Source organism: Nitrincola nitratireducens (assembly GCF_000585235.1).
Taxonomy (GTDB): domain Bacteria; phylum Pseudomonadota; class Gammaproteobacteria; order Pseudomonadales; family Balneatricaceae; genus Nitrincola; species Nitrincola alkalisediminis.
Genome location: NZ_AONB01000001.1, coordinates 110849 through 126101, shown reverse-complemented (window position 1 = coordinate 126101; position 15253 = coordinate 110849). Strand labels below are relative to the sequence as shown.

Genomic DNA, 15253 nt, shown 5'->3' with positions numbered 1-15253 from the left:
TTTTTAACGTCATTTGCCAACATCGGAATTCTCAGACATCAAACACACGACCGCTGTCTTATTATAAAATTCTAAATAATCCTGTCCGGTATTCGCAATTTCACCGAGTGTTAAAGCACCTACGACAGCCCCTTCCGAAGAAATGACATTGAGCTCATCCTCTATACTTTTTTCAAGAAACAGTACACGCGATATACAATCAATAAACAATGTTAACGCCGGTGGCTTTTCAGATACTCGGTCATAACTTATTTTGGCCTTATTAGACGCCTCACGGGCAGCTGAGATTAAACTCTCTTTTGTGCCCGTCAGCACTTTAACAAATGCATCCTGAGGCACATCGCCCACACACACAATGTCTTGAGCATCATTCAGCATTAACGGATCCCTAACCACCATTTCCGCATCAAGCTTACTGATTCCGAAAGGGTAAGATTTAGCGATATCAAAAAAATTCTGATCATTAAAAGCGGAACCACTGTGCGCCTCGACGATTTTCCGATACTCATCAAATGCAGGTTTCCAATCCAATGAAATCACACGATTTTGTTCTGAATGCGTGACTTTCATGGGCTCAGAAATTGGCTGCCAACCATGCGAGACACCCAAACCACTTAATGCTTTCAAACGAACAATTAATGCACAGTCTTTTTTAATACCTTCAGGTGTAATAACACAGGGCTTTTGTTCAAAACTCAAAGAGCCGGCACCACCACCAATAAAGTTATGCTCCAAACCAAAATTAAAAAATAAACTTTCAATCAATTTAGCGATTGATTTTGCCAAGCCATCAACCACTAAAAATAGCGTCACATCCCCGGAAAGCGTTTCCCATTCAACAGATACATTTTCAACCTGCAAACTGATATCATCGGATTCTGGTTGACTTAATCCTTCAATCACCTGCCAATCAGGTACATCATGAAAACCAACTAGAATAAATCCTGTTTCGTAATTGGATTGTTTATAAATAATTTGAGGAAAAACACCACCAAAAACAGGGACTGATGACGATTTTAGAATAGAATTAACATCATCGATATTCCAAGCATTGGCATCACAACCGAGTAACATAAACGAGCGCAGAGAAGGATCTTCTATCAACAAGCCATCAATCGTATCTTTTAACTGATTTACATCCGCACTCGGCTGAAAGTAACTCTTCATACACGCCCCCTACCTCTTCAGATGGATTGGTTATTTTGATTTTTTTTGAAATCAGCTATAAATTGAATGAGCTCATTCGACTCCAAAGGCTTAGAAATTAAATACCCTTGTATTTCAGTCGCACCCAATGCATCCAAATAATCTCGCTGCCGCTGTGTTTCTACACCTTCTGCGATCGTGGTTAAGCCAAGTCCCTGACACAGAGATGTTAAGGCTCTTACAATTGCACAATCGCTACGTCCGCGGGTAATATCTTTAATAAAGACACGATCTATTTTGAGTGTATCCAACGGAAATCTCAGTAAATATTCTAGAGAGGAGAAACCAATACCAAAATCATCAATGGCAATTTTAAACCCTTCTTCACGTAAAGACTTCAACATCCGAATGGTGGTTTCTGGGCTGTGCATAGCCAAGCTTTCCGTTATTTCTAGCTCTATATCGCTAAACTTAGCCCCTGTTTCCGCAATAAGACGCGTAATTTTATCGGGCAAATCCATTTGTTCGAATTGAACAGGTGACAAATTTATGGCCATCCTTAACGATACTCCCTTCTTTTTCCATGCCACTTGCTGCTTAGCGGCGTGCTGAACAATCCAATCGCCAAGTTGCTGTATAAGTCCCATTTCTTCCAGAACAGGAATAAATTGATCGGGGGGAACGACACCAATATCAGGACGTCGCCACCGTATAAGCGCTTCCACGCCAACAACATCCCCTGAGGTCAAATTCACCTGCGGCTGATACACCAAATAAAACTCTTCTTGCTCAATTGCTTTGCGCAGTGCCATTTCCAGCATTAAACGCTTTTGCAAACTATCTTCTTGCTCACCCTCATAGATCCCAATACTGATGTTACCGGAGGGTTTAATACCCCTGTGCGCACGATGCGCCTTACGGATTAGAAGGCTGGCATCATCACCATGGCGCGGCACTAAGCTAACACCTGCAATAAAATTCAGAAAGACCTCTTTATCCGCCACCACCCAAGATCGATCCAATACACTTAGCCAACGCTCTATCGCCGAATAAATTTTGCCTTCATTCCACTGTGCATTTAAGGGCAGCTTCAACGCGAAACTGCCACCGTCCAATCGCGCCAAAAACGCATCTCTTGGCATCGCTGTTTTCAATTGACTGGCCATTAAACTGAGTAACTGATCGGACACTTCAGAGCCATACGCATCGTGTATCTGATGAAAACGTGCCACATCAAGAACAATAATCGCAAAGTTAAGATCTGTATGATGAAGTTGAGTTAGGACATCTTCTAAATCACGTTGGAATAGCTTTCGATTTGGCAAACCCGTTACAGAATCATGGAAGTTTAGAAAATTCGCTTGCTGCTCTAAGCGACGCTGCGCGGTGATATCCTGAAAGGCTCCAATTAAGCGTTTTTGTTCGCCGTCTCTCTGACCAACAATTTTTAACAAATATTCTTGTTTATTGTTGACTGAACGAACTTCAAGATCAAACTTACCTCCCATGATCAAGGTATCCTCGAAGACCGCAAAAAGACGCTTGCGGTCATTTGGGTGAACGATCTGCCCCATCGATTCTAGGGTTTCAGGCAAGAATTTAACCCAATGCAATATTTCACTGGCATCTTCCGACCAAGTATATTGCTCAAGCGTTTGGTTGTACTCCCAAAAACCCAGTCCGGCTAACGCCCTCGCATTGTCTTGCAATCCTTTCGCTTTACGCAACGCTTGCTCTCTGTCTGCATCACGAAGCGCATAACGGATACGTTGCTCAAGCAATGGCAAATTAATGGGTTTCGTTATAAAGTCATTAGCACCTACTTCAAAGGCCGTCTGAATCGAATGAAGATCGTCAGAGCCCGTCAGCATTAAAATGGGGGTAACGGTGTCCTCTTCATGCTGGCGAATGTTTCTGCATGCATCAAACCCATCCATGATCGGCATGTTGACGTCCATCAAAACCAAATCCGGCTTCTCTGAAATAAACAACTCGACGCCCTTTTGGCCGTCTGCCGCCTCCAATACACGATAGCCTGATCGACCTAAGCCTTGGGTTAAAAGTAAGCGTACTGGGCGAGAGTCTTCTACTACAAGCAATGTAGGTGTTGTTTTAATCATATTGTTTCGCTGCACCGATCAAATTACTGGCATTGAAAAATCATCCACAACTCTCCTTTGATCATACTTAAGGGGCTATAAAAACCAACACTCAAAGGCACTAACGCGGTCTGTGCATTCAATTGATCATCGAGTTCTGATTGAATACTGGGCACTCTTTAATGAATATTAGCTAAAGATTAAGCAAGAATCTCTAACAATTTCTAAATTTTCCATTTTTCATCGCCATCACCGTGGCTCAGTGATCTCCCTAGCCGCTTATTGGACTTGGTGGATAGTAACGAGAGAAAAGCGTGCCGTGTCAGTAAATCACTGCCAATCGATAGACGGCTAGACCCTGAAACCCTTTTGAATCTCAATTACGCCAGTTTTCGATCCAATAGGCTGCAGGCTCTGGTCTCCCAAAAAGATACCCTTGATACAGAATATCGGCTCTAGCCTGTAAGAAATCGGCTTGAGCTTGAGTCTCAACCCCTTCTGCAACCACTTTTAGATTCATATGCTTAGCGACCGATAAAAGGGTTTCAACCAACACAGCATCACTATGATTAAAGGGTGCTTCTTGCACAAATGCTTTATCAATTTTTAATTCATGGATCGGCAAACGTTTCAAATAAACCAGGGATGAGTATCCCGTACCAAAATCGTCTATAGAAAAGCGGAAGCCGCGTTCCACTAAGGCTTGCATATTCACAACAACTGTATCGAAATCTTTAATGAAAAGATTCTCAGTAATTTCAAGCACAACCCAGTTTGGATCAACACCGGTTTCACTGACAATATGATCTATCCACTCAACAAAGTTCTTTTTTGTGAAGTGTTTAGGACTAATATTGATGGATAGAGGTAGCACACGCCCATTCGAGTATTCCGATACCATGAGACGGCAAGATTCCCTGAACACCCACTTACCCAGATCCACAATCAAATCCGACTCTTCTGCGATTGGAATAAAGGCGCCTGGATACAATAACCCTCGGGAAGGATGCTGCCAGCGCACTAATACCTCTGCGGCTTCGATTTGACGTGCGTAATTAAACTGTGGCTGTAAATACAAACACAATTCATTGTTCTGAATACCTGAACGAAGTTCTTGCTCAGTTCTAAAGCTACTGGATGCCGCTTCCCCCATACTGGTTTCAAAGAATGCCGTCTGATTGCCACCGCTGGATTTAGCGCGATGCAAAGCGGTTTCCGCTCGTCGAAACACAGTTCCCGAAAGAGTATCTTGATCATCGGGAAACGTGGTAATACCTATACTAACCGTCAGCGCAAACGCCTCGCCCTGCACATCGAAGGTCGCACGTAGAGCCGCATGTATTTTTTCGGCCACCACAAGTGCATGTCGGCTGGCTCGGCCCGCTTGTTGGTTTATATCCGGCAACAAAACAGCAAACTCATCCCCTGCCGTGCGCGCCACAGTATCGCCAACTCGAAGTAGGTTAACCAGTCGCAAACTGACCACTTTCAAAAGCTCATCGCCAAAGCCGATACCATGAGCATCATTAATCATTTTAAATCGATCAATATTGATGAGCAGTAACGCCTCTTGATGCTGCAAGCGTGCCGTTGAGGTTAAGGCTTGCGACAAACGTTCAAACAGTAAACTGCGATTGGCCAAACCTGTTAAACTATCAAAAAACGCCAGCTGATGAATTTTCTCATCCGCCATTTTTTGCTCAGTGATATCACGCTTTATCGCTAAATAATTGATGACAACACCCGCTTTATCCCTCACCGGAGCAATGGTTGCGAGCTCGGTATACTCTTTGCCATTTTTTCGTTGATTTACAAACTCGCCACGCCAAATACGCCCATCGATGAGCGTCTCCCACATGTCTTTGTATACCTGTGCATCTGTTTTACCTGAGTGCAAAAAGCGCGGGTTTTGCCCGACGGTTTCACGAAAACTATAGCCACTTTTCTCTTCGAATGCAGAGTTAACGTATTCTATATTACCTTTAAGGTCCGTGATCACAATGCTGTCCGGACTTTGCTCGACCGCCATCGTCAATTTTTGCAGCTGGTTTTCTGCCTCTTGTCGACGGCGTATACTCAGATAGAGTCCCAATATGACTAAGGACTGGAAAAACAACGCAAGCCAAATAATATGTTTTTGAATACTTTGGCTGGTTTCAAGCTGCTCAGTTCGCTCCTGAACTAAACGTTCGAGTGTTTCTTTGTGATCAGTAAAGACCCGTTCAGGGATGGACTTGTCGGTGACATCCAACACGATCGATAAAAGGTAAGGTCTACCCACTAGCTCGATGGGTGAAGAATAGACCTCAACCGCTCGGACAGATTGATCCGCAAGCCGATGGTAAAAAACGAAGTAATTACGCTGTTCGGAAGCCGCACGCGCAATTTCTTGACGAATGGCATCCTCATCCAAAACATTAAAATCTTGAATTTTATAATTTTTCAGACGGTCCAATGATAGGCCATAAAAGCGGGAGGCCGATTGATTGGCATCTACGATCTGACCGCTTTCGGGATCAATTAGAAGAATGGGGGCGGAGTGTCGACTTAAAACACTTGAGGCGAGATCAGCATTCGCATGTAAGTGGCCTGAATAAAAAACGCACATTAAAAGAATAATATTGAATGGATGACGCAGAAAACCCGATGGAATCGTCCAGAGATTAAAACGCATCGGGTTACCTAAAAATCTCGTATAGACTAAACTATAGGTACTTCTCATGAGATCTGATTTTATCAAAACAGGAACCATCCAATGCCGTTACTTGACAGCTTTCGCGTTGACCACACCCGTATGCATGCACCTGCTGTTCGTGTCGCTAAAAACATGCAAACGCCTTCTGGCGATATCATCACAGTCTTTGACTTGCGCTTCTGCATTCCTAACCGCGAAATGCTATCTGAAAAGGGCATACACACGCTAGAACACCTTTTTGCTGGCTTTATGCGCGATCACCTTAACGGTGATAACGTCGAAATTATCGATATATCTCCAATGGGCTGTCGCACTGGCTTTTATATGAGTTTAATTGGCGCTCCTAGCGAACAACAAGTAGCTAATGCTTGGCTAGCTGCAATGCAAGACGTTATTCGCGTTAAGTCCAAAGAAGACATTCCTGAACTGAACGAATACCAATGCGGCACCTATGAAATGCACTCATTAGAGGAAGCTCAACAAATCGCTCAAGACATCATCAAACGTGGAGTTTCAGTCAATCACAACGATGAGCTTTACCTAAGCGATGAATTTCTAAACGCTTAAAATTCTTAAGGGCTGTGCTACGCTAAAACTCGCTAACACAGCCTAACTTAAAGCAGAAGCATGAAGCGTTTGAAATTTCCAACCAAGACTTTTTTACACGTATACTTTACATGTGATTAGATTACCAAAATACAGAAAAGACAGAAACACCTATTGCAATTTTTTATGCCAAAACTGCGCGATACCAAACTGATCATCTAAACGATATGGCTCGTATCCGAAGGCACGATAAGCGCGCTGTGCTGCTTCATTTTTTTCCAAGACCTCAAGCGTTAATTTACAACAGCCCATGCCTCTTGCAAACTCATCAGCGGCTTCGAACAATCGCCTCGAAACTCCCTGCCCTCGATAGCCCCCCTTTACAATCACATCATGGATATTCAACAAGGGTTTCGCAGAAAACGTCGAAAAGCCTTCGACCAAGTTAATAAGGCCAATGGCGCAGGATGACTCCAGCGCTATAAACGTATGAAGGTGTGGGCGCTTGCGCATTTCGCTCACTAAGTTTTCTTTCACAAAATCCGTAAGCGCCTCTCCACCCCCCATCTCGTCTTGTGCATAGTCGTTCATCAGTTCAACTATAAACCCTGAATGTAAGGTATTATCATAATCTGCTTTGATAATGTGCAGCATAGTATTCCTATCAGTAAATTCAGATTAGCCCTATGGGGCCGCGTTGGGAGCATTTGTGTGTTGGCTCAAAAAATAACCTTGCGAGACTATCAACAACAGGCCGTTGAGTCGACTTTAAAACATTTTCGTCAATCATCAAAATCCGCTGTCATCGTGTTACCCACTGGTGCAGGGAAAAGCTTAGTGATTGCCGAACTCTCTCGTTTAGCAAAGCATCGCATTTTAGTCATCACGCATGTAAAAGAATTAGTTGAACAAAATCACTCAAAACTTTTAGCCCTAGGTGTTCAGGCAGGCATTTTTTCCGCAGGTCTTAGATCAAAAGACCATCAACACCAAATTATTTTTGCCAGTGTGCAATCCTTAGCCCGAAACCTTGAGTCGTTTAAGGATCATTTTTCACTGGTGATTATTGATGAATGCCATCGCGTCAGCCTCGACCCTGACAGTCAGTACCAAACGATCATCAATCACCTCCGCCGCTTCAATCCTCAATTAAAGCTGCTAGGACTGACGGCAACACCCTACCGACTTGGGCAGGGCTGGATATATAAAGAGGACTATCGAGGCTTTTTTAGAGATACCGATTCAGCCATTTTTGACAAATGTATTTTTGAGCAACCGCTGGCACTTATGATTAAACGTGGCTACCTCACCCCACCGCTCAAAATTGATGCGGCGATTGCTGGCTATGATTTTTCATCCCTGACACCCTCTTCTTCTGGTGAATACAGTGAACGTGCGGTGAATCACCTGTTAGGACGATACCGCCGTGTCACCAAAAGCATCTGTGAAGAGATTCAAAAACTCAGTCAACATCGCTTAGGCGTGATGGTGTTTGCCGCCACGGTCAAGCACGCTCAGGAAATCACTGAATACTTACCATCATCCACGACAGGTTTGATTACAGGCGAGACAGCGAGTGATGAACGTGATCAGATCATCGCGTTATTTAAAGCACAGAAGCTTAAGTATTTAGTCAATGTATCGGTTCTAACGACAGGATTTGATGCCCCCCATGTCGACTTAATCGCTCTTCTACGCCCAACCCAATCGGTCAGCTTGTATCAACAAATGGTTGGGCGGGGATTGCGTTTATTTCCCGGCAAAGATAACTGCTTAGTGATGGACTATGCAGGCAATGGATTTGACCTTTTCCAACCCGAAATTGGCACACCTAAACCCGATAGCGATTCTGAAGTCGTTCAAGTTTTTTGCCCAAGTTGCGGCTTCGCCAATTCGTTTTGGGGCCATAAAGACGTCACAGGACAAGTGCTTGATCACTTTGGTCGACGCTGCCAAGGCCTCGTTGAGGCCGAGGATGATGAATCACATCAATGTGACTTTCGATTCAAATTTAAAGAATGCCCTCACTGTCATGCCGAAAACGACATTGCCGCACGAACATGCCATAGCTGCCAAGGCACCTTGATTGATCCAGACGACCTTCTCAAGCGCGCTTTAAGCTTAAAAGATGCCAAGGTGCTGCGTTGCTCTGGGATTACCTTTACTGAACACAAGGGAGGATTAAAAATCACCTACCATGACGAGCAGGGTGAGACATTAAATGAAACACTCTACTTAACCAATCCTCATGCGTGGGATGATTTTAATCAACAGTTCGTCAGACGCTCACAAGAAAACAAACAGCTAACTTATAAAGACCTATCTAATATAATTAAATCCCAACACCTATATCCTGCGCCAGATTTTGTCATCGCTCGTAAAGTCAATCATATCTGGAAGATCAGCCAACGCATTTTTGACTACCAAGGACGTTATCGAAAAGCAAACCAGCTTTATTAATTGAGCATCAGGTGTTTCCCTAAAGACGAAAGCACGAACTCAATAGTGTTTGTTTTTTTCGCATTAATACAGATTTTCATTCAAAAATGCGGTAGATTAAGGTTCTTTTGCCACTAATAATTCAAATAATAGCGCGTATTCATGTTGAGACAAAAAAACAATTTATTTTTAGCCCTTTTAACCTTGTTCTTCCTAGCAGGAATTACACTTTGGGTACCCTCTCAGTTCTCCGATCATCGTCAAATCGCAGACTATCATTTTTTAATGGGCCGATTGTATCAAGACACAATACAAATCGAAAAAAACATTACAGAGCAATTACTTAATGCTTATTCACAGGACTCTTTTTCAAAACAGGATAGGTCCATTCAAGCGCCCATGCTCCTTAAACCACGCGATTATTCTTCACTTATCTCGAACAATGATCCTAAGCTGATCAAACTTTTGGACAACTTTTCGCATATCGCTCACCAAAAACAATTAACCGCCGAGCATATAAAGCATATAACCCAACGACTCATTCAAAGCCATCTTGGTATTGCAGATTACTTTGCTATGACCTATCAACTTGACACATTAAAAGCCGAGTTCTACGAGTTAGACTTAACACATGCCCTAAACAGTATTGATCAACATATTCTTGATCAGCATCAAAAAATAATGAGGGCCAACAAACTCTTGTATTTAGGTTTTGCGGGTTTATTAACCTCCATCTTCTCTGCTCTCTTTTTAATGCAGCGACGCCAGCTTACAACAGCACCCTTGAATACCTCAGATCCAGAACAATCCTTAATTGATGCGCGTGAACCGCTCGAATCTGTTTTCAAACACCAAGCTTACTATGACAGCTTAACGGAGCTGCCCAACCGCACTCTGCTAATGGATCGGTTGGATGTAGCCATACGTAGTGCAGAGAGAGACCATCAAACAATTGCTGTCATGTTCATTGACCTTGATCGTTTTAAAAACGTAAACGACTCTCTTGGCCATGGCACAGGCGATGAATTACTCAGCATGGTTAGTAAACGCTTAAAAAACTGTGTGAGGGAAAGCGATACCATCGCACGTTTCGGCGGCGATGAATTTGTGATGCTCTTACATAATATTAGCTCTGAAAGCGATGCCGCACATGTCGCGGATAAAGTCATCCACACCCTCTCAGCACCCTTTCAGTTAAGTGGCCGCGAAATCGTGATTGGTGCCAGTATTGGAATCGCGCTTTACCCTAACGATGATGACTCACCTGACAACCTCTTACGAGATGCGGACCTCGCAATGTATCGTGCCAAACAATCAGGCCGAAATCAGTTTATGTTCTTCACTAAAAGCTTACAAGAACATGCCGCTGAACTTATGGAGACAGAACAACACCTTCGAAATGCCCTAGAGCTCAACCAACTCTCACTGCACTTCCAACCCTTGGTAAGGTCTCGAACAGGGCGAGTGACAGGATTCGAAGCCCTCTTACGCTGGCATCACCCAACGCTCGGTAATATTCCACCGGACAAATTTATTCCAGTGGCTGAAGAGTCTGGCTTAATCGGCTCCATCGGAGAGTGGGTTCTCGACACGGCCCTCATGCATGCAAAAAATTGGCACAATCAGGGCCAAAAACTTTATATCTCGGTAAACCTATCTCGACGACAACTTGATCTGGGGATGAATGACAAAAAATTAAGCGCCTTGTTGTCCAAGCATCAATTTGATCCTAGCTATCTCGTGCTCGAAATTACCGAAAGTCTTTTACTCGATAACAGCGACACAACCGTTATCCGTTTGGAGTCTATCAAAGATTTAGGCGTCCATTTAGCTATAGATGATTTTGGAACGGGCTATTCGTCATTAAGCTACTTAAAACGCTTTCCTATTGACAGCCTCAAAATAGACAAGGAGTTTGTTCGCGACCTCACGTCAGATTCAGACGACGTTGAGCTTGTCACAGCCATTATTGCCATGGCACGCAGTTTAAAACTTCGCTTAATCGCGGAAGGTGTGGAAACGGAAGAGCAGCGAAAAATTCTATTACGGCTGGGTTGTGAGTTTCTTCAAGGCTATTATTTCGCTAAACCCATGCCAGCATCTGAGGTGCAAACGTGGCTCACTCATTATGAACCCGAGTATTTAAGCGCGCATGCTTAAGGCTCATCGGGAATGAGCAACCGAGTTCACAAGCACTAATGCTTCTTCCAACGTCGGTGAAAACTGCACCCCAGGTGCAGGCTTAATGCCGGCTCTTGCCATTGTCCTCAACGGCTGGAATTGCAAGTCTGCGTGATCACGTGAATGTTGTTCTTCTCACAAAACACCGTAAAACGTTCAAATCCATGCAGGCCACCCGCATCGAGTAATGGAACCCCATCCATATACAAGACAACACCCTGCTGATCTTGAATATACGCGGCAAGTTCATCAAAGACACGCTCTGCAGCCGCAAAAAACAAGGGACCGGATACCTTCAAAACCTTCCAGCCCTCAGGAACACCATTCGGAACATGCTTACGCTGTTGCGTGATGTCATTGAAACGTGTCATACCAGCCAAATCTCGCATGAACAGCAAAGACGCCATTACGATGCCCGCTGAAATAGCCAACACCATGTCAAATAATACGGTTAACGACAAACAGGTTAACAGTACAATAATATCCCCTTTTGGCGCGCGCTTTAAGAGTGCCACGACCTTAGGTGCCTCGCTCATATTCCACGCCACCATCACCAACAGTGCTGCCATACTGGCCATGGGCAGCCAAGACAACATAGGTGCCAAAACCAATAATCCGGCCAGCACCACTAAAGCATGAATCATGCTTGAAATGGGTGACTTAGCGCCTGCTTTATAATTCGTTGCCGAACGAGCGATCGCAGCTGTTGCGGTAATACCACCAAAGAACGGAGCCGCTAAATTACCAAGCCCTTGCCCTAACAGTTCACCATTGGCATGGTGACGGCGCCCACTCATACCATCCAGCACAACTGCACATAGCAAAGACTCAATCGCACCCAGCATCGCAATCGAAAAGGCAGCCGGCAGTAACGCCCGTATTGTCGACCAACTCCATTCTAACGGCTCACCATTGGGACCAGGGCGCATCCATGGCCACTCAAATGAAGGCAAAAAAGGTGGGATACCACTGCCCATTTGCCCATCAGGCAACTCGTAACTGAACCGACTTCCAATCGTGTCCACACTCCAGCCCATATGTATAAAAACCGCCGCGAGGAGTGCACCAAGAATAATCGCAGGTAAATGCCCAGGAATAGGAAGTTTCAATTTTGGCCAAACAATTAAAATACCTAACGTTAAAGCGGCAACACAGGTATTGGCCAAATTTAATCCTGGTAAAGCCGCAATCAAATCGATTAAACGCTCAATAAATGCCTCTGAAGACGCCTCTACGTCCAAGCCGAAAAAGTCTTTGAGCTGTAAAACAGCAATCACGATAGCAATGCCCGATGTAAAGCCCAAGGTAACTGACTCAGGAATGTATTCAATTAGACGCCCTAAGCGCGCAACAGCCAATGCCACTAAAATCATTCCAGCCATCAACGTGGCCACTAAGAGACCTGCCAAACCGAATGCTTGAGTCACTGGGTAAAGGATCACAACAAATGCAGCTGTCGGGCCGGATATGCTGTAGCGAGAGCCTCCACTGAGTGCAATCAGGAATCCTGCAATAATCGCGGTATATAAACCGTACTCTGGAGAAACACCACTGGCTATCGCCAATGCCATTGCCAATGGGATTGCAATAATGCCGACCGTCACACCTGCCACTAAGTCTCGAAGAAAATCATGACGAGAATAACCTTCCCTGAAAGTCTCACGAAGCGCACTGGCAAATCCTAATGAGTGCAATCGCGCGCGTTTAGAATGGGGCATACCTTCGCCTTTAACGGATATGGGAATGAAGTGTTATTCATAATAAACGCCAACAACACGGGTATTCAATCCCAAACACTACGCCATTAGTCGAGCGATTGACACTATAGCCCTAATAAAGAGGCCTGTTTAAGCTCTAGATTAATGCGTAGAATAAAGCTTTTACCATTTTTAGAGGAACCCTAGATGCGTCTTGCTGAAGTAGAAGCCATTGCGTTAAACATTGGATTATTGGTATTTGCTGGCTTTATTTTTTTTATTATTTATGACTTGGCCAAAAAATCCAAAGCAGGAAAGTTTGGAACGTTTATTTTATTTCTAGCACTGGGACTTGGATTAGCAGCCTTTCTAATTAAGAACATCATTGTATTCGTAATGGATAGCAATGGAGGCTTGTAGGTACTTTTAGTCCTATAGTTGTGTACTCCCCAACACTTGAGAGCTCCTTCAATGACACAAGACCTCTTTCGCCCTGGACTTATCATCGGCCCTGAACGACACAGGTTTAGGATCGCTTCGGTGGTGGCAAACCTCCCCTATGGCGAGATATGGCAAGCAGAAGATCTGACAGCCGCAGGGCATCCTAATGTATCCATTTTGATTCTAACGCCCATGCTCACTCGACAAGAAGGCTTTATTGAGACACTTCGTCAGGAATTAATTTTACTGCGTAAAGTGACACATAAGCATGCTCTCGATATTTATGGGTTATTTAGTTATCAGAATGCCTATTTCATCGCATTTGAATATGTTGATGGAATGCGCCTTACCGATTTAATCAACGATCAACAACTCAAACATCTAACACCCTCACAGAAGCAAGGGCTTGTAGTGCAAACGGGAAAGGCCCTTGAGGCCTACCACAGTAAAATGCACAAAGCGTTTCAGACCCTTGGCCCTGATTTAATTTTTCTTAACCGTAATCAGGGGGTTAAACTCTTACTGATTAACTGGAAAGCCTTAGCCAACCCTTATAAGGACTTTCTTCCAGAAGTACCTTTGTACACTCAATATCAAGCGGCAGAAGGCTTTCAATCGACAGCCTCTAATATTCAAAGCGATGTCTTTGCGTTAGCAGCGTTAACCTATGAAATCTATGCACAAAAACCTTTGTTTAGGTTAGAAGATGACGAGCGTGCACGCTACCAAAGAGAGCCGAAAGCCCCCCCTATTCTGAACGAAGCCCAGTGGAAATACTTACAAGCGTCTCTAGTCCCTGAAGCAGATGATCGCCACACTGGCACTCTGCCCTTACTGTTTGACCTTTATGAAGTTTCTCAGACTCCGGACTCTTCTGAGTCAACTCCCGACGCAACGTTAAGCTCACTAGACGAAAATGAGCACTCCCCCCCTCCTAACGAGCCTCTTCAACCTTTACTGATTGGGAAGAAGAAGAGAGCCCATTCCTTTGCTCTTAAGCCTTGGATAAAGGGGTTGTTCTTGCTAACAGTAGGCGGTGTGGGTGGTTTTATGCTCGGCTTATTTATCAATGTATCGGATCTTAATCGTCTTCAAAACGAGATATCTCAACTCAAAGAGCTGTTGTCCAGCCAAAATGCGGTTCCACAGACTCAAAACGATGCCAATGAACAGACAACACAGGAAATGCTCCCCCCTGTCTTAGAATTAGAGGCTGAACGTGCTTCTCTTGATTCACCTTCCGTACAGGTTTCTGAAGGTATCTTGCAAGATCGAGTGAGTGATACCGACATGGGACCAGAAATGATTCGTATCCCAAAAGGGATTTTTTTAATGGGTGACTTAACCAGTATCGGCGACGATAACGAGCGCCCTGTGCGTGAGGTGTCAATTCTGCAGGATTTTGCGCTGTCACGTTACGAAGTGACCTTTGCTGAGTATGATCTATTTGCAAGGGCTACAGGGCGTGCACTACCCGATGATGGAGGATGGGGGCGTGAAACTCGTCCAGTCATTAACGTCAGCTGGTTTGATGCGAAAGCCTACACCCAATGGCTGAGCGAAGTGACTGGAAAACCCTACCGCCTCCCCAGTGAAGCCGAATGGGAATATTCCGCTAGAGCCGGAAGCAGCTCCAACTTCTGGTGGGGGAACCAAATGCAACCCGGCATGTCTGTGTGTGATGGCTGTGGATCTGAATGGGACGCCCAACAAACGGCCCCCGTCGGGCAACTGCAAGCAAACCCTTGGGGGCTATACGATATGAATGGCAACGTGGAAGAATGGGTAGAAGATTGCTACAGCGATACCTATGCGATTGCACCCAATGACGGTCGTCCTCTCACTCAGCCGAACTGTCACTTTCGAGTATTGCGAGGAGGATCTTGGTTTGATATTGATCGTGTAACACGCTCATCCAGCCGTTATCGACACCCAGCGGATACTCAAGACTCAACACGTGGATTCCGTGTCGCGCTTGACCTCACGCCCTAATGTTTAATTATTCAGGA

General features: G+C 44.5%; 10 protein-coding genes. 5 read left to right on the top strand and 5 right to left on the bottom strand.

What is annotated here, in order from left to right; genetic code table 11:
• Window positions 1–9: 9 nt before the first annotated feature.
• The 3 genes from D791_RS00570 to D791_RS00560 form a co-directional block, all read right to left on the bottom strand.
• Window positions 10–1167 carry an FIST signal transduction protein gene (locus tag D791_RS00570; protein WP_036506462.1) on the bottom strand — a complete coding sequence of 386 codons (1158 nt, stop codon included), beginning with the start codon at window positions 1165–1167 and terminating at the stop codon, window positions 10–12.
• 17 nt (window positions 1168–1184) lie between these two features.
• Window positions 1185–3266, bottom strand: coding sequence for a two-component system response regulator (locus tag D791_RS00565; RefSeq protein ID WP_051513804.1), 2082 nt, complete (start codon window positions 3264–3266; stop codon window positions 1185–1187).
• A gap of 355 nt (window positions 3267–3621) precedes the next feature.
• The gene (locus D791_RS00560; protein ID WP_051513802.1) at window positions 3622–5919 is read right to left on the bottom strand and encodes a sensor domain-containing protein; all 2298 of its coding nucleotides are present in this window, start codon (window positions 5917–5919) and stop codon (window positions 3622–3624) included.
• A gap of 81 nt (window positions 5920–6000) precedes the next feature.
• Between D791_RS00560 and luxS the strand changes: the two genes are divergently transcribed.
• Window positions 6001–6507, top strand: coding sequence for an S-ribosylhomocysteine lyase (gene luxS / locus D791_RS00555; protein ID WP_036506460.1), 507 nt, complete (start codon window positions 6001–6003; stop codon window positions 6505–6507).
• A gap of 150 nt (window positions 6508–6657) precedes the next feature.
• Here luxS and D791_RS00550 read toward each other — a convergent pair whose 3' ends face one another.
• Window positions 6658–7140 (bottom strand): GNAT family N-acetyltransferase, encoded by a 483-nt coding sequence (locus tag D791_RS00550; protein WP_036506457.1) that lies wholly within the window; start codon window positions 7138–7140, stop codon window positions 6658–6660.
• A 57-nt stretch (window positions 7141–7197) separates the two neighbouring features.
• On the opposite strand from D791_RS00550, the gene radD reads away from it, so the two are divergent.
• Both radD and D791_RS18675 read left to right on the top strand, forming a co-directional pair.
• Complete coding sequence (gene radD / locus D791_RS00545; protein ID WP_237748457.1) at window positions 7198–8946, top strand: DNA repair helicase RadD; 1749 nt, start codon at window positions 7198–7200, stop codon at window positions 8944–8946.
• Between the two features lie 141 nt (window positions 8947–9087).
• Entirely contained in the window at window positions 9088–11085 is a 1998-nt protein-coding gene (locus tag D791_RS18675; RefSeq protein WP_051513801.1) for a putative bifunctional diguanylate cyclase/phosphodiesterase, read from the top strand.
• A 107-nt stretch (window positions 11086–11192) separates the two neighbouring features.
• Here D791_RS18675 and dauA read toward each other — a convergent pair whose 3' ends face one another.
• Entirely contained in the window at window positions 11193–12824 is a 1632-nt protein-coding gene (dauA, locus tag D791_RS00535) for a C4-dicarboxylic acid transporter DauA (RefSeq protein WP_337588572.1), read from the bottom strand.
• Between the two features lie 186 nt (window positions 12825–13010).
• On the opposite strand from dauA, the gene D791_RS00530 reads away from it, so the two are divergent.
• On the top strand, window positions 13011–13223 hold the full coding sequence (locus D791_RS00530; protein ID WP_036506454.1) for a DUF2788 domain-containing protein: 213 nt from the start codon (window positions 13011–13013) through the stop codon (window positions 13221–13223).
• Between the two features lie 51 nt (window positions 13224–13274).
• A complete protein-coding gene (locus tag D791_RS18670) occupies window positions 13275–15236 on the top strand; it encodes an SUMF1/EgtB/PvdO family nonheme iron enzyme (protein ID WP_081763658.1) in 1962 nt (653 codons plus the stop codon).
• Window positions 15237–15253: the final 17 nt, after the last annotated feature.